Annotated in this window: 13 protein-coding genes, 1 tRNA gene and 2 pseudogenes; 8 read left to right on the top strand and 8 right to left on the bottom strand. The window is 61.1% G+C overall.

The window, feature by feature from the left end:
- Window positions 1-396: 396 nt before the first annotated feature.
- The 3 genes from K8I04_10255 to K8I04_10245 all read right to left on the bottom strand — a co-directional run bounded on the left by K8I04_10255 (window position 397) and on the right by K8I04_10245 (window position 3,104).
- Window positions 397-1,014: a hemolysin III family protein gene (locus K8I04_10255; protein ID MBZ0072091.1), complete on the bottom strand. Its 618-nt coding sequence runs from the start codon at window positions 1,012-1,014 to the stop codon at window positions 397-399.
- A gap of 247 nt (window positions 1,015-1,261) precedes the next feature.
- On the bottom strand, window positions 1,262-1,822 hold the full coding sequence (locus K8I04_10250; protein ID MBZ0072090.1) for a lipid-binding SYLF domain-containing protein: 561 nt from the start codon (window positions 1,820-1,822) through the stop codon (window positions 1,262-1,264).
- A 181-nt stretch (window positions 1,823-2,003) separates the two neighbouring features.
- On the bottom strand, window positions 2,004-3,104 hold the full coding sequence (locus K8I04_10245; GenBank protein ID MBZ0072089.1) for an alkene reductase: 1,101 nt from the start codon (window positions 3,102-3,104) through the stop codon (window positions 2,004-2,006).
- 861 nt (window positions 3,105-3,965) lie between these two features.
- On the opposite strand from K8I04_10245, the gene K8I04_10240 reads away from it, so the two are divergent.
- Window positions 3,966-6,092 carry an FAD-dependent oxidoreductase gene (locus K8I04_10240; protein ID MBZ0072088.1) on the top strand — a complete coding sequence of 709 codons (2,127 nt, stop codon included), beginning with the start codon at window positions 3,966-3,968 and terminating at the stop codon, window positions 6,090-6,092.
- 68 nt (window positions 6,093-6,160) lie between these two features.
- Window positions 6,161-8,137, top strand: a pseudogene (locus K8I04_10235) (amylo-alpha-1,6-glucosidase).
- A 39-nt stretch (window positions 8,138-8,176) separates the two neighbouring features.
- Here K8I04_10235 and K8I04_10230 read toward each other — a convergent pair.
- Both K8I04_10230 and K8I04_10225 read right to left on the bottom strand, forming a co-directional pair.
- A pseudogene (locus K8I04_10230) lies at window positions 8,177-8,254 on the bottom strand (IS1595 family transposase).
- 250 nt (window positions 8,255-8,504) lie between these two features.
- Window positions 8,505-8,592, bottom strand: a tRNA-Ser gene (locus tag K8I04_10225).
- Between the two features lie 276 nt (window positions 8,593-8,868).
- On the opposite strand from K8I04_10225, the gene K8I04_10220 reads away from it, so the two are divergent.
- A complete protein-coding gene (locus K8I04_10220) occupies window positions 8,869-11,853 on the top strand; it encodes a phosphoenolpyruvate synthase (GenBank protein MBZ0072087.1) in 2,985 nt (994 codons plus the stop codon).
- Window positions 11,854-12,237: 384 nt separating this feature from the next.
- On the top strand, window positions 12,238-13,530 hold the full coding sequence (locus tag K8I04_10215; protein MBZ0072086.1) for a serine hydrolase: 1,293 nt from the start codon (window positions 12,238-12,240) through the stop codon (window positions 13,528-13,530).
- On the opposite strand, the gene K8I04_10210 is transcribed toward K8I04_10215, so the two are convergent.
- Window positions 13,421-14,386: a class A beta-lactamase-related serine hydrolase gene (locus K8I04_10210; GenBank protein MBZ0072085.1), complete on the bottom strand. Its 966-nt coding sequence runs from the start codon at window positions 14,384-14,386 to the stop codon at window positions 13,421-13,423. The genes K8I04_10215 and K8I04_10210 overlap by 110 nt on opposite strands.
- A gap of 62 nt (window positions 14,387-14,448) precedes the next feature.
- Here K8I04_10210 and K8I04_10205 point away from each other — a divergent pair, with 62 nt between their 5' ends.
- Window positions 14,449-15,705 (top strand): ATP translocase, encoded by a 1,257-nt coding sequence (locus K8I04_10205; protein ID MBZ0072084.1) that lies wholly within the window; start codon window positions 14,449-14,451, stop codon window positions 15,703-15,705.
- Window positions 15,706-15,797: 92 nt separating this feature from the next.
- On the top strand, window positions 15,798-16,217 hold the full coding sequence (locus tag K8I04_10200) for a PA2779 family protein (GenBank protein MBZ0072083.1): 420 nt from the start codon (window positions 15,798-15,800) through the stop codon (window positions 16,215-16,217).
- A gap of 232 nt (window positions 16,218-16,449) precedes the next feature.
- On the opposite strand, the gene K8I04_10195 is transcribed toward K8I04_10200, so the two are convergent.
- Together K8I04_10195 and K8I04_10190 are read right to left on the bottom strand one after the other, a co-directional pair.
- Window positions 16,450-17,391, bottom strand: a complete 942-nt coding sequence (locus K8I04_10195; protein ID MBZ0072082.1) for a PA2778 family cysteine peptidase — start codon at window positions 17,389-17,391, stop codon at window positions 16,450-16,452.
- A gap of 2 nt (window positions 17,392-17,393) precedes the next feature.
- A complete protein-coding gene (locus tag K8I04_10190; protein ID MBZ0072081.1) occupies window positions 17,394-17,765 on the bottom strand; it encodes a PA2779 family protein in 372 nt (123 codons plus the stop codon).
- A gap of 268 nt (window positions 17,766-18,033) precedes the next feature.
- Between K8I04_10190 and K8I04_10185 the strand changes: the two genes are divergently transcribed.
- Both K8I04_10185 and K8I04_10180 read left to right on the top strand, forming a co-directional pair.
- On the top strand, window positions 18,034-18,312 hold the full coding sequence (locus tag K8I04_10185; protein ID MBZ0072080.1) for an oxidative damage protection protein: 279 nt from the start codon (window positions 18,034-18,036) through the stop codon (window positions 18,310-18,312).
- 26 nt (window positions 18,313-18,338) lie between these two features.
- Window positions 18,339-19,778, top strand: coding sequence for a radical SAM protein (locus tag K8I04_10180; GenBank protein MBZ0072079.1), 1,440 nt, complete (start codon window positions 18,339-18,341; stop codon window positions 19,776-19,778).
- Window position 19,779 lies beyond the last annotated feature (1 nt).

Genomic DNA, 19,779 nt, shown 5'->3' with positions numbered 1-19,779 from the left:
ATGGCGCTTACGTGCCAAAAATACGGATTCCATGCTGCCGATGGCAACCTCCCCTTTCGTATTCAGTGGGTTCAGCCCAATGCCGGCCTGATGGCCGGCATTTTCCGATGGCGTATACCACGAGCTTATAATTCAACGACCTGCGACCTACCTACTCCCGATGTCCAGCACCGTTTTGGCAGATATCGAGGTTATCAGGGAAAATATAGACGGCTTCTTGTCAACAATCGCCCTCGGGAGGCAGGGTCGCGGCCGTGCCCCGAGGAAACCGCAGCTTCACTCGAATGTCCTTATCATGTCGAGCGTGGCCCACTCATCGCAATGACTTCACCAATTGCCTTGCGATTGATTCACAAGCTTGTTTGTCACGATGATCGATACATCAGAGCCTCATGCTCAGACATAGACCAGGATCGCCACATAGTGACTGATGCTGCCGGCCAGTACGAATAGATGCCATACCCCATGCATCCAGGGGTAACGCGTATCGAGTGCGTAAAATACAATGCCAGATGAATAAAAAATGCCGCCGACCAGAAGCCAGATGAAGCCGGCACGCGGCAATACCGCAAGCAGAGGATCGATCTCCAGCACAATCAGCCAGCCCATCACCAGATAAATCACTATCGGTAACACCCGTGCGCCCCGTCGCGGTATCGCATCGAGCACCAACCCGAATACCGCCAATCCCCAGATCGCGCCGAACATCCACCAACCCGCTACTCCGTTCAGCGTGATCAGTGTAAACGGCGTGTAACTGCCGGCAATCAAAAGGTAAATCGCCTGATGATCGAATATACGAAATACGCGCTTCGCGCGCCCCGGTGACAGACCGTGATAGAGCGTTGAAATCAAATACAGGAGAAACAGCGTGACCCCATATATAGTGAATGACACAATACGGCTCGTATCATCACCACGCGACGCCACTACTACCAGCACAACCGCACCCGCGAGTGCCAGTGCGGCCCCAACGAGATGCGAAATGCTGTTGAAACGCTCGCCCTCGACCATGCCAGAAGCGTCCGGATCAGTCAGCAATCTTCTTTGAGCGATTGACAGAGCCCGCTTCCATATACCCTTTCCATTGTCCGGCTACGGCGTACGCCATGCCGGGACTAGTTGTCAAAAACAGGGCTGGGATAGATCCTCTCGGTACTGACTCTGAACCTCCGCTTTGCTCATTGGCGCTACGGTTCCCAGGATAGGTCAACATCCGAACAGGAAGGCGGGCGCGGTGTATGTCCGCCCCTCTGTCTGGTTATCGATTGATGCGGGAAATCTTCGTTCCTTCTATGCTGATACCCGCCATCAATCCCTGCTGGCTGAAGATAAAGGCATAGGCATCATCCTTCAGCGTGGATGTCGAAAGATTCTTTGCGATGCCTTCATCCACCATAACCACGGTCGGGCCTACGCCGATCTCCCAGCCTTTCGTCTCTTCGATATAACGAACCGCCTTATCGGTCATGAGAAATACGGCATATCCATACGATTGCGCACCGATCTGAAGGCCCCAGGAGCCGGTAACCGAGTTATAGTAATCGACGACCTTCGAGCCCTTCATCAACACACCTTCGCCATAGGCGCCGCCGAAGACCAGCCCGGCCTGCACGATATTCGGGAAGACCAACACCGCCTTGGCGGATTGTCCCAGGGTCTTGGCAACAGGCGTGGCTTTATAGAGCGTCTCCAAGGCCTGGCGGGAATCCCGGTCCAAATCCTCCGCTGTTGCCGCGCTTGCCAGATCCATCGTGCTCATCGAGACGACCGCTAGCGTAGCGACGATGACTGCGAAATAGTGACTTCGTACGCTGTTCATAGTGATGCTCCTTCCTGGTGAGCGTGGAAATGCCTTCCTGCCAGTATGAAAGTACTGTGATATAGCCCTGCAGCGAACTTATTAAAACTCTGGGTACATGCGTAAGGATAGCTGCATGATTCGTTGCTGTCTGTACGCCATCGTACATAGGGTGGTGGGACGAGCGCACACATAAGTCAGACTAAGATTTCTGGAGTGAAGGGTAGTCTGTATAACCCTTGGGACCTGCGGTATAAAATGTATCCTCATCCCAGTCTGCTGTTTCCGCCTCCGCCTCAAACCGTTCGACAAGATCCGGGTTTGAGATGAACAGCTTGCCAAAGGCCACCAGATCAGCCAGGCCATCAGCAATAACTTGATTACCCGTTTTCCTGGTAAAGGCAGTATTGATTATCAAGGTCCCTTGATATAGCGGTCGGTAATGTTCGGCTATATTGGGTTCGGCTCCGGGCACATCGGTGACATCGTTAAATGGTTCTGATAGATGCAGGTAAGCCAGATTGTAGTTATTGAGTGCCCTTACGATATAGTCGAAAGTGGGGATGCTTTCTTCATCAAGAGTCATACCAAAGATCCCGTGAAGTGACGGGTTAAGTCTCAAACCAATACGGTTTTCAGGCACATATTTCTTTATCTCGTCGATGACCTCAAAAAGTATTTTAGCCCTGTTTTCTATGGAGCCACCGTATTCATCCGTTCTCACATTCGATGTTCCGCTGAAAAACTGATGCAGTAGATAACCGTTGGATGAATGGATCTCCACCCCATCAAATCCTGCTGCCATGGCATTGTTTGCGGCCCGACCGTAATCACTGATGGTCTGTTTTATCTCATCGATCGTCATGGCTTTAGGCGTCACCGTATCTTTGAATCCCTCAGGCGTAAACGATTCAGAGTTCGGGTTGATGGCAGAGGCCGACAGCGGCAGCTCGCCATTGTGAAAATCCGGATGTGACATACGACCCACATGCCACAGCTGGATAAATATCTTCCCACCCTTGGCATGTACTGCCGCGGTTACTTTCTTCCAGCCTTCGACCTGTTCAGCAGAATGAATACCCGGTGTATTAATATACCCAACGGCCCGCTCCGATATCTGAGAACCCTCAGTAATAATCAGGCCGGCAGAAGCTCTCTGGCTGTAGTACTCGGCCATCATATCGGTCGCCACCTTGCCGGCATTATCTGCCCGGCTACGGGTCAGAGGCGCCATAACCACCCGATTCTCAAGCTGCATCTCTCCGATACGATAATCTTGCAAAAGTGGCTGTATTGCTTCCATTGACTACTCCGTTGTCTTAATCCCGACCTATTCATTTCACGCGACATCGACGTCACCCGATCTTGATTAATGCTGCTACTTTTCGCTTGCCTTCTCAAAGACTACCTGGCACCTACTTGTGCCTCAGAACAGCAAAAAGCCCAAACTGCAACTTTGGCTTGGGTTTTAGAATCTGGTAGCGGGGACTAGGTTTGGTGCCCAGAGACGGCAGTTGCGGCTGCGTGCAAACGAAATGTATTCTGCTGCGGTAGCCTATCAATTCTTGCGGCAATTTCGATTACCAATACTACATTGCCATCTACAATACACTGATTTTCGGTGTCTGATGGCGAACTAACGCTTGGCGGTTTGGTTTTGGCTGACACTGCTTACAATAGTTGTTTACCCCACGGTTCGTCGGAAACCTGACTCTCTGTTCTTCACGTCTACCTGATAGTACCTCGTCACTGGATGCCGCAATACCAATCCCGCCAACCAGAAATACCATCCCAGGACCCAATTGGAGATCGGGCTGACTCTTCTGCGTCGACAGCATAGCAGTCCATTCTTTCGATCCTTCTCGTCAAACAGCTACGGCCATTCTCCTCGACGGATCGAAGGAGTGATCTCATCCGCCCCCGCGGCTCGCTATGATCGCCCAAATCCGACAGGTCCCTGGCAGTGCCAATATCAGGTTCTGGGATTCTATACGACTAATGAACACATCATGGACATACCTGGGCACACCGACATCTTCACAATCCAGCACAGCGGACTACAACAATAGTGCCCTGCAACCGTCTGTTATGACTATAGTAAACATTCATTACTAATCCATTGAGGCGGTTTTCAGTGACCACGACGCGAATCATTCTAATACTGATGTTATTCGTTATTGCGGGGATCTTCTTCGGCGCCGGCCTTGGCCAATACCTTACGCTGGACTATCTGAAATCGCAGCAGGCCGCCTTGGATAGATTCCGACAACTGCATCCCATTGTAACCGCTGCAGGTTTTTTCACGCTGTATATTGCCGTAACGGGGTTATCTCTGCCCGGTGCGGCCTTGCTGACCCTGGCTGCAGGTGCGATTTTCGGCCTGTTGACGGGAACACTGATCGTTTCCTTTGCCTCATCTCTCGGAGCCACCATCGCCTTTCTGATCTCCCGCCTGCTCGTACGCGACATTGTGCAGAACCGTTTCGGTGAGCATTTGAAGGCGGCGAATCGGGGGATTGAGAAGGATGGCTCTTTCTACCTGTTCATGCTCCGCCTCGTTCCGGCGTTCCCGTTTGTCGTGATCAACCTCGTCATGGGATTGACACCAATGCGGACCTGGAGCTTCTATTGGGTGAGTCAGATCGGGATGCTGGCGGGAACGCTCGTCTATGTAAACGCCGGCACCCGGATCGCACAACTTGAATCTCTCTCCGGCATCCTTTCTCCTGGCCTGATCGTTTCGTTGACCCTGCTCGGTATCTTCCCTCTGCTGGCCAAAAAGATCGTGGAACTGGTCAAATCACGACAGGCTCTACGCCACTATCCGAGACCGAAACGCTTTGACCGGGACTTGATCGTCATTGGTGCCGGCTCCGGTGGTCTGGTCAGTGCCTACCTCGGTGCAGCCGTCAAGGCCAAAGTGAGCCTGATCGAAAAACACCGCATGGGCGGTGACTGTCTGTACACCGGCTGCGTACCTTCGAAAGCACTCATACGTTCTGCGAAATTTCTCTCCCACACGCGCCGCGCCCAGGAGTTTGGTTTCACTTCCGCGAGTGTGGAATTCGATTTTGCCACGGTAATGGAGCGTGTCCAGCGCATCATCCGCACTATCGAACCGCACGACTCTGTGGAACGTTACACGGCACTCGGCGTCGATTGCATTCAAGGCGAAGCGCGGATCACCTCACCCTACCGTATCGAGGTCAACGGCCGCACGCTGACGACACGCAATATCATTGTCGCAACCGGCGGTCGACCGGCTATTCCGAGTATTCCCGGTATCGAGCAGACTGGCTACTGGACCTCTGATACCCTCTGGAACCTGCGTACACTACCGCGCCGCCTGCTGATACTGGGCGGTGGACCGGTCGGCTGCGAACTCGCGCAATGCTTCGCCCGCTTCGGCAGCCAGGTCATTCAGCTGCAACGCGGCTCACTACTCATGAAGAAAGAAGATCCGGAATTTTCCATGATGTTAATGGAACGCCTGCGAAATGACGGCGTCGAGCTGCGCGTCGAACACACGCCCAAAGCATTCCGGGTTGAGGATGGCCGCAAATTCCTGGTCGCAGAGTATGCCGGAGCTGACATCGAGATCGAATTCGATGAGTTATTGGTCGCTGTCGGCCGACGAGCGAACAGCCGTGGTTTCGGTCTTGAGGAACTTGGCGTTCCGCTGCGCAAAGACGGCACCATAGAAGTCGATGGCTACATGCGCACGAATTATCCGAACATCTACGCCGTAGGTGATGTGGCGGGCCCCTATCAGTTCACGCATATGGCTGCACATCAAGCCTGGTATGCCGCCGTCAATGGTCTGTTCGGATCCTTCAAGAAATACCATGTCGATTATTCCGCAGTCCCATGGGCAACCTTTACGGATCCCGAGATTGCCCGCGTCGGGCTGAATGAGCAGGAGGCAAAAAAACAGGGTATCCCTTATGAGGCCACTACCTTTTCGCTCGCAGGGCTCGACCGTGCGATTACCGATGAAGAAGCTCACGGCCTCGTAAAAGTTCTGACGGTACCCGGTAAAGATCGCATCCTGGGTGCGACGATTGCCGGAGAGCATGCCGGCGACCTCATCGCGGAATTTGTAACCGCAATGCGCCACGGTCTGGGGCTCAACAAAATTCTTGGCACCATTCATATCTATCCGACCCTGACCGAGGCGAACAAATATGTAGCCGGCCAATGGAAGCGTGAACACGCGCCCACAGGGATTCTGGCCTGGGTCGAACGCTATCACACCTGGCGTCGAGGCGATTACCGGCAGTCATCTTCATGACCTACAATATCCACACCCACATAGGCACCGCAATAAAACACTGAACATAGACAGCAGGGAATGGAGTTATGACACGACTTCAGCTTGGACGTAGCACCTGTGGTGAACTTGCACAGGCGATGGACCACGAATGGCTGGTCACAAACGGTATCGGCGGCTTTTCCTCAGGCACGATCTGCGACACGAATACACGTCGTTATCACGGCCTGTTGATCGCCTCACTCGCTCCACCCCTGGCACGGACACTCTTGGTCGCGGCTATGGATATCACCGTGACATATGCGTCGAACGAGTATCCGCTGGCAACTCACGAGTACGCTGACGGCACCGTCACACCGCAGGGTTATTTATATCTGGAATCGTTTCACCTTGATCAGGGTATGCCCGTGTGGCGCTATGCCATTGCCGATGCCCTGCTGGAAAAACGTATTCTGATGCAGCCCGGACATAACACGACCTGTGTGAACCTCCGTGTTGTGCGTGCCAGCGATGCATTGCAGCTGGACTTGACGCCACTATGCACCTACCGCGATCACCACAGCCACACGCACGGTGACTGGCGGCTTGGCATGCGTGAGATTCCGAACGGCTGCGAGGTCGAGGCCTTTGCTGGGGCGCAGCCCTATCGCTTAACCTGTGCCGGCGCATGCTTCATAACCGACTCGGATTGGTACTGGAATTTCAGGCATCGTGCTGAAAGCCTACGCGGACTGGATGACACTGAAAATCTGTTCCGGCCGGGCCGGTTTGTGCTATCGCTCGAACAGGGTGAACAGGCAACCGTCGTTCTATCCACTGACTTGGGCACTCCGCCAGATTTCGCCGCACTCCGCGGGAAAGCTGAGCGCCACAATGCTGTACTACTCGACAAATTACCTGCCGATACCCCATGCTGGATTCGACAACTCGCGCTGGCCGCTGATCAGTTCATCGTTGATCGTTATCAAGATGGGCATACGGTAGGCAAGACCATCATCGCTGGTTATCCCTGGTTTGGCGATTGGGGGCGTGACACCATGATCGCTCTGCCGGGGTTGACGCTCACTACCCGGCGTTATGAAGAAGCCGCCGCCATACTGCATACCTTCGCCGAATATATCAGTGACGGCATGCTGCCAAATCGCTTTCCCGACGGTGGTGAAGCCCCCGAATACAATACCGTCGATGCCACACTCTGGTATTTCCACGCCGTCGATCAGTACACCCGACTCAGCAGCGATACAGCGCTTGCTGCCGAACTCTATCCGGTACTGGCCGACATCATCGAGTGGCATCGGCGCGGGACACGCTATGGTATTGGCATGGATCCAGTGGACGGTCTACTGGCAGCCGGGCAGGACGGCGTACAACTGACCTGGATGGATGCCAAAGTCGGTGACTGGGTGGTGACACCACGTATCGGTAAATGCGTGGAGATCAACGCGCTCTGGTACAACGCCCTGCGCGTGATGGAAGGATTGGCGGAGCAATTGAGGAAAGGGCCAGAGGTTGCCGGTTTTCGGCGCGCCGCTGAATTGGTCGAACACAGTTTTCAACGCTTCTGGAATCCGCAACGCGCAGCACTGTACGACGTGATCGACGGACCAGGGGGTGATCCTGATCAGGATGGACGCCGTTACGATGGTCGCTTGCGTCCCAATCAGATCTTCGCCGTCGCTCTACCCCACAGCCCCTTGGATTCCGACCGGCAAAAAGCCGTTGTCGATAGCTGTGCACGTGCGCTGCTGACATCCCACGGTCTGCGCAGTCTCGCACCCGGCGAGCCGGGTTATGCAGCGCATTACCTGGGCGGGCCATGGGAACGTGACGGTGCCTATCATCAGGGCACTGTCTGGGCCTGGCTTATTGGACCCTTTGTCGACGCGCATTATCGGGTGTATGGCGATGTCGCGATAGCCCGATCATTCCTCGAACCACTTGCACTGCATCTGCAGTCTGCCTGCCTGGGCAGCATCAGTGAGATCTTCGACGCCGACCCACCCTTCACCGCACGCGGTTGCTTTGCCCAAGCCTGGAGTGTCGCCGAAGTGCTGCGCACCTGGGTAAATCTGCACTCCTACGAAGCTGCTCAGCAACTGAGCCCTCGCAAACAGGCGCACGAGCTGACGAAATTTAGCTTCACTGATTCGCGAACGGATCGCATACCTGTTTTTCATAGCCATGACAGTAGGTTAGACTCATTTTACTAACCCTCAACTAGTCATGACCCTTACGCTAATTCAACGTTTTTTTGGGATTTGGCGGAGCGGGCGGGATTATTCGGGCGCTGTGCGCCCTCACCCCTCCGGGGCCGCCTCCGCTGCGCTCCGGCGTTCTCCACGGCCTCCGGCCGCTCCGTCGAACCGCAGGGTCCTCATCAAAGCCGCCTACTTCACCAAATAAAAAAGGCCCCACACGGGGGCCTTCTTTATTTGGCGGAGAGGGCGGGATTCGAACCCGCGATACGTTGCCGTATACACACTTTCCAGGCGTGCTCCTTCAACCGCTCGGACACCTCTCCGGGAACCCACCAGTAGCCGCAGACGACCGTCTGTTGCGGTACTGAAATTTGCGCTGCTGGAGATCCACCCGAGACCCCCGCCGCAAAGAGCGCGTAGGGTAAACCACCGGCCGGTGGCATGCAATCGCGGGGCGCCCCCTCACCACCCTCGACCACCACACAATCCGACCAGTTGCATTCGGGCGCGGCGCCTCCTAGAGTGGGTTGACCGCCCGGGGCTGCCACCCACCCCCTCGTTCGCCCGATCTACCCGACCTGGTACTTCCATATACCGCCATGCCCATCCCGCTCGCCCGCCGGCTGTCCATCCTGCTGTCCATTCTGCTGTTCGTCCTGATGGTGTCGACAGGGCCGGTACGGGCCGACAGGTCACCAGAGGAAACGGCCTCCGACGCACCGCTGGACCCGAAACTGCTGCGCGACTGGGTTGAACAGATGCAGCAGGAGCCACGCGGTCCGTTCAGCCGCATCCGCTGGTTCTGTACAGACGGCGCCATCCTGCCGCCGACGCCGGGGGCCTGCAGCGAGCATGGCGGCGGCGTGCAGCACGGCGAGTGGAACACGCGCATCCTGGCCATGCGCAACGACGGCTACCTGGTGGCGAACCTGCTGGCCGACATCCGGCCACTGGATTTCATCGGGCCGGCGGCGCACCTGGATCCATTGCGTCAGCTGCTGCTGGAACAATTCCTGATCGCCAACGACGATGGCTTCCTGTTCCGGCAGGCGCGCTATTACCGCGGTGCCCTGCAGATCGAGGATGAGCACGCCGGTGCGCGCCAGCTGCTGCTGGCACTGGTCGAGGATCCGGACTGGCAGATACCGCAACGTTATCTGCTGCTGCGTGAGGCGGCGCGGCTGCTGCCAGTGCGCCTGGAACCGTCGATCGCCGAGGAGGTACGCCGGCTGGCCATCGAGATCGCCGACCAGGACCCGGCCTTCCAGCCGTTGCGGGTGAAGATCCACGGTATCCCCGACGCCAATGATCCGCAGCTGGTGCGTGAGCATGCCGCCCGGCACGGCCTGCCGGAACTCGCCGACCGGTACGCGCACCTGGCTGCACAGCTGGAGGCGTTGTATGCGCCGCAGACGGCGCTGCGCCAGCTCGAGGTGCTGGCCGTCGAGACGCCCAATCGCGCACTCAAGGCCGAGTTGCGCGCCGCCGCCGCGCGCCTCGGCGGCACGCGTGATCTGGCACCGCGCCTGGCGCTGGCCGCCGACTACGGCGTCGCCTGGCGCGAGCGCAGTGCGGCACCCGGTGATCTGAGTCCACCGAACCGCATCCGGATCCTGCTCGCCGGTCTGGCGATGGAAGATGAGATCTACGCCGTCGGCAACCAGCTCATCGAAGAGACACGCACGCCGGACCGCGCCACCTCGCTCCAGCAGCTGCAGGTCATGACGAAGGGGCTGTATGCGGCCGGCCTGCTGTCGGCACGCCAGCAGCAGGCGGTCGAACAGGAGATCGCACGGCTCACCGCGGCGCAGCCACTGTCCGCCGAGGCCTACCTCGCGGGACTGCGCTATCTCGCACGTGTGCCGCAGTGGGCGCAGCGTGCCATGGAGTTCCACTTCGGCCCCACGGTCGAGCGCTGGACGGTACTCACGCCCACTGCGGTGCACTACATCCCCGACCGGCTGCGTGCCAGCCCACTGCTTGCTTATACGCGTGTGCTCGACGGACTCACCGAAGATGCCAACCGCCTCGCCGGCGTGCGGACCACACTGTTCGGTCGGGCGCAGGCCACCGGCCTGCGCGGCCTCAACCCCGGCCTGAGCCGCGGCACCCTGCTGCCACCGCCGCAGAACGAGGCGGACTTCCGCCGTGACGGTATCTATCTGCTGCCATCGACCACGCCGGAACTGCCGCGCATCGCGGGTATCCTCACGCGCGGCGAGGGCAGCTCGCTGTCGCATGTACAGCTGCTGGCACGCAACCTCGGCATTCCCAATCTGGTCGTGGACGATGCGCTGCTTGGCGAGATCGAGGCGCACATGGGTCAGCCCATCGTCGTCGCGGTGAGTCCGCGCGGGGCGGTGGAGATCGCACTGGATGGGCCGCGCTGGGATGCCGTCTTCGGTCGCGAGACCTTGGACGAGGACATCGTCATCCAGCCTGATCTGGACAAGCTCGATCTGGAACACACCGAGCTGCTGCCGCTGCAACACCTGTCCGCGCACGACTCCGGGCGCACCGTCGGCCCCAAGGCCGCCAATCTCGGCGAGTTGCGCCGTAACTATCCTGCGGCGGTGAACGCCGGGGTCGCGATCCCGTTCGGCGTGTTCCGCACGCTGCTCGACCAGCCCATCGCGCCGGAACGCCCCGACAGCCCCAGCGCCTACGACTGGCTGAACGCGGAGTATGCGCGACTGCACGCGATTACCGACCCCAGCCACCGGCGCGACGAGGTGCGGCTGTTCCTCGCGCAACTGCGCGACTGGATCATCCACACCGACCCCGGCGAGACATTCCGCATGCGGCTGCGCACCGCCATGACCGAGGTGTTCGGCAGTGTCGACGACGTCGGCGTGTTCGTGCGCAGCGACACCAACGTCGAGGATCTGCCGGGCTTCACCGGTGCGGGCCTGAATCGTACCGTGCCCAACGTGGTCGGCTTCGAACAGATCGTGCAGGCCATCCAGCAGGTGTGGGCCTCGCCCTTCACCGAACGCGCCTACGGCTGGCGGCAGGCGCACATGGCGCAGCCGCAGCAGGTCTATCCAGCGGTACTGCTGCTGCAGACCTTCCCCGCGCAGAAGTCCGGCGTCCTGGTGACGGCGGATGTGGAGAGCGGTGATCGCCACTGGCTGTCGATCGCCGTATCCGAAGGCATCGGCGGTGCGGTCGAGGGCCAGGCGGCCGAAGAGCTGCGCGTGTACCGCGCCGACGGCGGGACGCGTCTGCTCGCCCAGGCCTCCACACCCCTGCGCGCCACGGCCGCACCTGGCGGCGGCATCGTGTACGTGCCGGCGAGTGGTGCCGAACGCGTGCTCACCGCGGCCGAGATCGAACAGCTGCGGCACCTGGCCGATGACGTCGAACGACGCTTCCCCATGCCCGGCACAACCGGCGGTCTGCCGGCCCCTGCAGATATCGAGTTCGGCTTCCGCGACGGCCACCTCGCACTGTTCCAGATCCGCCCCTTCGTGGACAGCGCCCGGGCACGCCGCAGCCTGTATCTGATCGAGATGGATCGCGCCCAGATGCGCGACGCGGATGCTGTGGTCAATTTGGGGGAGGAGTGGATGAGTGAGGAGTGAGGCGAAAACCCATTATGGCCACGGAAGCACACGGAAAAACACGGAAATTTTATTGCTGAAGAACCAGGAATAGCTTTGGAGTCTATGCATTTCCCGGGGAGCCACAGGTCGTCGTACCCCATCAGTGTGCCCCTGTGGGATGTTAGAGAACCTCTGATTAACCCGTCATTGCGAGGAGCGCAGCGACGCGGCAATCTCCAAGTTGTTGATCTGCCGTCGAAGGAGATTGCCGCGCTTCACTCGCAATGACGATACGACGAATTAATCAGATTCCTTAGCAATGACTTCTTTCCGTGTTTTTCCGTGTGTTTCCGTGGCTAAAAAAAGGTTTGGGTTTTTCGCCTCACGCCTCACGCCTCCCTAACATCAACTACTATCCAGACCATGCCATCACGAGCACATTTTCCGACCACCTGCCTCCTGCTCGGCGGCGTGCTGTCGCTCTGCGTCGGAACGGTCTGCGCCTATCCCATCGATGCCTTTGAGGAGACCGGCATCGCGCGGTTGGAGGGCTATCGTCTGGTGCAGCAGGGGGTGGTGCCGGGCAACCGGTTGCCACCGGGTGCGCAGCTGCCGGCGGCGCAGATCCGGCTGCGGCTGCAGGACCAGGCCGATCTGGAGATCCCGGCGGCCGATGCCGAGCTCACGCGCCGGATCGTGCGCCTGCTCGGCGCCGATGCGCCGCGCTACAGCATCAGCGTGCTGGACCTGAGCGATCCGGCTGCGCCGTTGTATGCCGAACACAACGGCGACACCCGCCGCAATCCGGGCAGTGTCGGCAAGCTGATGGTGGGGCTGGCGCTGCTGCAGACGCTGGCGGACATCTACCCGGACGATCTCGCGGCCCGCAGGCACGTGCTGAAAGACAGTCTGGTGACGGCGGACGCCTTCATCCGCACCGACCATCATGTCGTGCCCTTCTGGCGCCCTGAGGAGAACCGCATGCGGCGACGCCCGCTGCGCGAGGGCGACACCGCGAACCTGTGGAGCTATCTCGACTGGATGATGTCGGCGAGTTCCAACGCGGCGGCCAGCACGGTCATGCAGCAGGTCCTGTTGCTGCGACACTTCGGGGCGGATTATCCGGCCACACCCGAGCAGACACAGGCCTTTCTGGAACAGACGCCGCGCAAGGACCTGGGCGACCTGTGGGTCGACACCATGAAGTCGGCGGTGATGCGCAACGGACTGGACCCGGAAGACCTGCGCCAGGGCAGCTTCTTCACCCGTCAGGGCAAGCAGCGCGCGCCCGGCACCAACAGCGTATCGACCACCCACGCGCTGATCCGTTATCTGCTGCGCATGGAACAGGGCCGGCTGGTGGATCCGTGGTCGAGCCTGGAGATCAAACGGCTGCTGTATATGACACAGACGCGCATCCGCTATGCGTCGGCGCCGGTATTGCGGGATGCGGCGGTGTATTTCAAATCCGGCTCGCTGTACCGCTGCGAGCCGGAGGAGGGCTTCGTCTGCAAGCAGTATCAGGGCAACGTCGATAACCTGATGAACTCGGTGGCCGTCGTGGAATCGCCGGCCGGCGAGCCGCGGCTGTTCTATATGGTCGCGATCACATCAAACGTTCTGAAGCGGAACTCCGCCGTGGAGCATCAGACGCTGGCGACCCGGCTGCACGCGCTGCTGCAAGGTTTGCGGTCCGCAGCGGCTGCTGCAGAATGATGCCGTCCAGCTCACAGATCAGGTTGGACATCCACTCGCCGCCCTTGGGGCTCTCGGCCAGCGCCACGGCGATGTAGGTACGGCCGGCGTGCTCGACGATGGCGCTGTCGGCATGCCAATCGCGCCACGTCCCCGACTTGCGGTAGATCTGCACATCCGGGAAGTTCGCGGTGAGGCCCTTCACGAACTTGTGGTTGATGCCGGGCGAGCCGAGGATGGCCTTCATCTCCCTCGACAGGGCCGGCGTGACCAGCTGACCGGTCTCGAGCAGATAGTAGAAGCGGGCCACCTGGAACGCGGTCGCGCCGTGTGACAGGTTGTGCAGCGGGTCGCGGCGGTAGGCCACGCCCTGTGCGTATTCCTTGCCGACCCACAGGCCGCCGTTGTAGCGCGCATCATAGAGGTGGTATTTCGGTGAGCTGAGGACGTTGTTGATATAGTTACGCCCGACGCGGTGGATCAGTTCGGTGGCCGCGGTGTTGGAGGAGTGGCGAATCATGGCGGTCATCAGTCCGCGCAGTTCGTCGTCCAACGTGAGCTTCCCCTCGTGGACACGTTCGAATGCGGCCAGCAGGATCGCGATCTTCGGCAGGCTGGCGGCGTACACCATGCTGTCGCCATTGACATGGGCCAGACTGGGGTGTTGTGGATCGGTGACATCGACGAGCGCGATGGCCAGTTGACCCCGCTTCACCGGCCCGTCAAGATTCAGGCGTTTGATGCGCTGTTCCAGCTGGTGCTGGAGGGCGGCATCCTGGACATCCCGAAGTTGAGGGAAATATTCTTCTGCGTTAACAACTTGAAGCGGAATCACCAGCCCAAGCAAGAGTCCCAACACTGCTATGCGTCGCAACATGCGACCTCCCCCCCTGGCTTGCAGGGCTCATGGTAACCGAATACCGCTGGATCGCAAACGTCATGCCAACATTTCACAACGGCCGCCCCGTGCAAGCCGTGCTGCTGTTCACAAATTTCTTCCTCATCATCACGGCGCTGTATCACCTCAAGCCCGCAAGCCGCTCGATCTTCGTGACCGCGCTGGGCAGCGACCGGCTGCCGTATGTGTGGATCGCGACCGCGGTCGGCCTGGGCCTGATCATCAGCGTGTATCAGCGGCTGATCGAACGGCACTCGCGCCTGAACGTCGTGCTGGCCACCTGCGCGCTCATCATCGTCTGTCTTATCGGCTTCTACCCGACGTTGCGGCACAGCGCATTTGTGCTGCCGTTCACGTTTTACGTCTTCGTCGACATGTTGAGCGTGATCCTGGTCGAACAGTTCTGGAGTTTGACCAATACCATCTACAGCACCGACCGCGGCAAACGCTGGTACGGGCTGATCGCCACCGGCGGCCTGGTCGGCGGTGTGGCCGGGGGCGCGCTGTCGGCCACCTGGGTGCGTGGCTTCGGGTTGGATACCTTCGATCTGCTGCCGATCGCGGCCGGCATCATCGCGTTGCTGATGCTGCTCAGCCTGCTGATGGGGCGCCTCGGGTTGTATGTCGAACATCCGGGTGTCACGGATCATGACGCGGTGGACCACGGCCAATGGCACTTCATCGCAAGGCACCGCTATCTGTTCCTGATCGCGGTGATCCTGCTGCTGGCGCAGGTGGTGGAACCACTGGTCGAATTTCAGTTCATGAAGATGGTGGAGACACACATCGCGGCACGCGAGGCACGCACGGTGTACCTCGCGGAGGTGTTCAGCGTCCTGAGCGTGGTCGCGATCGGCATCAACCTGTTGATCACACCGCTGATCCACCGCTGGCTGGGTGCACTGGGCGGGTTGTTCGTGCAACCGCTGTCGGTCATGGCCGGCAGCCTGTATTTCATGTCGAGCGCGACGCTGTTCGCCGGCAGCGCCCTGAAGATCGCCGACCGCGGGTTGTCGTATTCCATCAACCGCGCGTCCAAGGAGCTGCTCTACATCCCCATCGATCCCGTGCTGATCTTCAAGGCCAAGGCCTGGATCGACATGTTCGGCTATCGGATGTTCAAGGTGTTGGGCTCGCTGCTGATCCTGCTGCTGACCCAATGGCTGCCCTGGAGCGTGTCGGCCCGGGAGCTCGGCTGGCTGGTGCTGATCACCTGCCTGGTGTGGATGTATGCCCTGCTGCGGCTGGGCGGTGAGTATCGGCGGGTGTCCCTGCGGGCGGCGGAGGCCGCCCGCTGAGCAAGTGTGACGCCGTTCACATGCCGCTGCGGACCCCTTCTATACACCCTCGAAGCGGTTATAATCCGCGCTTTCAACTGGAGACCGACCTCATGAACATGTTGCGTACGACCTGCCGCCGTATCGCCCCCTTCGTCCTCGGCGCCTTCGGTCTCGTCTCGCTGTACACGCCGATGGCCCAGGCCGGCATGATCTCCACGCCCGACTATGTCGAGCAGACCGCCGGCACCGGTGGAGCGGATGTGCAGCGCCAGCAGGTGCAGACCTTCCTGCAACGCGACGACGTACGCGAGCGCCTGAGCACACTGGGCGTCGACCCCGCCGCGGCCCAGGCGCGCGTGGATGGCCTCACGGACCAGGAGGTCGCCGCCATCAGCCAGCGGCTCGACACCCTGCCCGCCGGCGGCGACAGTTTCATCGGCGCGCTGGTGTTCATCTTCGTGGTGCTGCTGCTCACCGATATCCTCGGCTTCACCAACGTGTTCCCGTTCGTGAAGAAGACCGCCCGCTGAGTACGTCTCCGCAGCACCTCGCCGTACGCCGGATGGCCGGGCCTCGAAGGGCCTGAGACATCCGGCGTACGCGATCCTGCAAGCGGCATTTTCTATCGAAGTGGCATGGAAGCGGGCGCTGTGGCGGGTTTTCAGCTCCGTGTCTTTCCGTGTGCTGCCGTGGCCATCCGGCCTGCAGATGCCGCGACATACCCTGAGCCGCTCTCACGACATCCGGTGAGAACACCTCCTGTCACCGGCAGGTGCCGGCCCGCCCACAGCGAATCTGACGCTGCGTGTGCTCCAGTTCGTCGCGCAGCGGGCCGGCATGGATCAAGCCCTGGTCGATCAACGCCTCCGCCTCGTCCCAGCGTTGCTGCCGGGCCAGCAGCCAGGCCAGATTGTTGTACGCCGCCGGGTCCTGCGGGAACGCGGCAATGAGCACGCGGTAGGCGGCCTCGGCCTCCGCGTACGCACCCTGTGCATAGCGGGCGTTCGCATAACCGAGCTGGAATATCGCCTGATCAGGCCAGCGTCGGGCCGCGCTGTGGTACACCGCCTCGGCCATGGGCCAGTGCTGCAGCTGCTCCAACGCAATCGCCGCCTGCCGGACCTGTGCGGGCTCGACCGTGACCGGCAGCGCTGCGGGTGGTAGCGCGACCATCGCCCACTTGTCCGCCCGCGCCCAGGTGTTCTCGAACACCGTCGCATCGACCACACGCCGCTGCTCGCGCCCCGAGCGCAGGATCACCTCCCGCCGCGCGGGGTCGAGCCCGACCACCACCGCGTAGTGCCACATTGGCGACCAGTCGAGGGCGAGGTTCTGCAGGATCAGCACCGGGTGGCCGGCGGCCAGCTCCTGGTATACGGCGCCCAGATCTCCGGGGACCTGGTAGGGCACGCGCCCCAGGGCGCGCGTCTGGGCCACCAGTTCGATCTGCAGCGTGCCGTAGCGCGCCGGGATCATCAGCCGCGGCGCCAGCGCCGCGGGCGTGACGTCCACACCCGTCCACTGCAGTACCTCGGCCAGGGCCGCCGGACCGCAGTGATAGTCCTCCTGCGGGAAGAACGGCACCTCGGTGAGTTCGATCGCCGGCGCACCGGCAGGCAGGGTGAGCGGCGGCCCGCTCGCGCAGGCCGACAGCAGCAGCACCGCTGCCAGCAGCCCGAGCCGCGCCCCCACCCCCTGCGGCATCCCTACCTCACGAAGGTGAAGACGTTGGTCAATCCGATGATGTCGGTGATCAACAACAGCACGAAGATGAATGCCAGCGCGCCGACCACGCCCGCGCCGGCCGGCCGGTCGGCCAGATCGGCCGCCTGCGCCAGCTCCGCGCCGCTGAGGGCCGCGGCCCGCTCGCGCGCCAGCTGCGGATCGACGCCGAGGCTGATCAGCTGCGCCTCGACCTCCGCGCGCGCCAGAAATGCCTGCACCTTGTCCTGCGCGGCGGCCTCGGCCCCGGTCGCCGCATGCTGCTCGACCGAGATCATACCGGCCTGCGCCACCGGCACCGCCACGCTCATGAAACCGAACACCGCCGCCAGGATCAGCGCCCCGCGCCGCATCATTGCCTTCCAATGCGTCATACCCAGTCGCTCCTTGTGATGAAGTAAAGTCGCCCGATGATATAGATAACCGTGCCGGTCGGCCACGGCGTACGTATCGTCATCGGCATCCACCATTGCGTCGCAGCTGCAGCATCGCTCAGCAGCAGTGCGCGGCACCTCCGCCAGGGGCCGGATAAAGCCGCATGGATCATCGGTCCTTTTGCCGTGGCCTGCGGTATTCTGTTATATAGAGAAATTGGATCGGTAGCCGCCGCGGAGGCGAAATCAAATGAGTCGCATGGTGCAATGCGTGAAGCTGAGCCGGGAGGCGGAAGGACTGGACCGCGCGCCCTACCCTGGGGAACTGGGCAAGCGCATCTACGAGAACGTGTCCAAGGAGGCCTGGAAGATGTGGATGGGCCATCAGACGATGCTGATCAACGAGAACCGGCTGAGCCCGGTCGACCCCAAGGCGCGTGAGTTCCTGGAACAGGAGATGGAGAAATACTTCTTCGGAGAGGGTTCGGCCCTGCCGCCCGGCTACGTGCCGCCGGGCGCAAAGAAGTAGCCGGCCGGACACCTCGCCGCCAAACCATGTCCACCGCCCCCCGGACCGACCCGACCCGCAGCGATCCCCCGGCACCCCCGCACGCCGGGGTGTCGGGGTTCAAGATCGTGCTCATCAGTCCCTATGAGCTCGGCCGCCAGCCGTTCGCGCTGGCCGAGCCCACCGCCATCCTGCGGCAGGCGGGTTTCGAGGTCGCCTGCCTGGATCTGTCTCAACAGCGCTTGAGCCCCACCGCGCTCGCCGGTGCCGGCCTGGTCGCGATCTATCTCGGCATGCACACCGCGACCCGCATCGCGCTGGAGGCGCTGCCGCGCATCCGCGAGCTGGCCCCTGCGGCCCAGCTGTGCGCCTACGGCCTTTACGCCCCCATGAACGCCCCGCGGTTGCGCGAACTCGGCTTCGCGGCGATCTTTGGCGGCGAAGTGGAGAACGAGCTGCTGGCGCTGGCGCAGCGCCTGAGCGGCGTGGATCCGGGCGTGGTCGAGGCCAAGGTGCGCTTCGTCGTGCCCGATCGCACTGCCCTGCCGCCACTGGCGGGCTATGCGCACCTGACCCTGCCCGACGGTCAGACCCGGCGCGTCGGCTTCGCCGAGGGCAGCCGCGGCTGCAAGCATCTGTGCCGCCACTGTCCGGTGGTGCCCGTCTACCGCGGACAGTTCCGCGCGGTGCCGGTGGACGTGGTCATCGCCGATATCCGCCAGCAGGTCGCCGCGGGCGCCACCCACATCTCCTTCGGTGACCCGGATTTCTTCAACGGACCGACCCACGCGCGGCGCCTGGTCCAGGCGCTGCACGCGGAATTCCCCACCGTGACCTTCGACGCCACCGTGAAGATCGAGCATATCCTCGCCCAGCTCGACCTGCTGCCGGAATTGCAACAGGCCGGCTGCCTGTTCATCACCTCGGCGGTCGAATCGATCGACGACCAGGTGCTCGGCTACCTCGACAAGGGCCACACCCGCGCCGACTTCGTCCGCGCGGTCGAGGCGGTGCGTGCGGCGGGGATCGACCTGGCCCCGACCTTCATGCCCTTCACCCCCTGGACCCGGCTGGAGGGTTACGTCGAGCTGCTGCAGCAGCTGATCACCCTGCGCCTGGTGGAGAGCGTGCCGCCGATACAACTCAGCATCCGGCTGCTGGTCCCGGACGGCTCCTACCTGCTGGAGCTGGAGGGTTTCCGCGCCCTGCTGGCGGAGTTCGACCCGGTGATGCTCGGCCACCGCTGGGTGCATGCCGATGCCCGCGTCGATGCGCTGCAGCAACAGGTGCAGCGCTGGGTGGCGGACGCCGATAAGCAGGGCCTCAGCCGCCGCGAGACCTTCACCGGCATCTGGGGGCTGGCACACGCGGCACTGGACCGGACGCCGCCGGCACTGCCCGCGGACCTGGGCCACCCCATCGCCGCCATGTCCGAGCCCTGGTATTGCTGTGCCGAACCCACCGACCAGCAGCTGCAGGGATTCTGAC

It is taken from the genome of Gammaproteobacteria bacterium (assembly GCA_019911805.1).
Lineage (GTDB): Bacteria > Pseudomonadota > Gammaproteobacteria > Thiohalobacterales > Thiohalobacteraceae > JAHJQQ01.
This window is presented reverse-complemented; position numbering and strand designations above follow the sequence as displayed.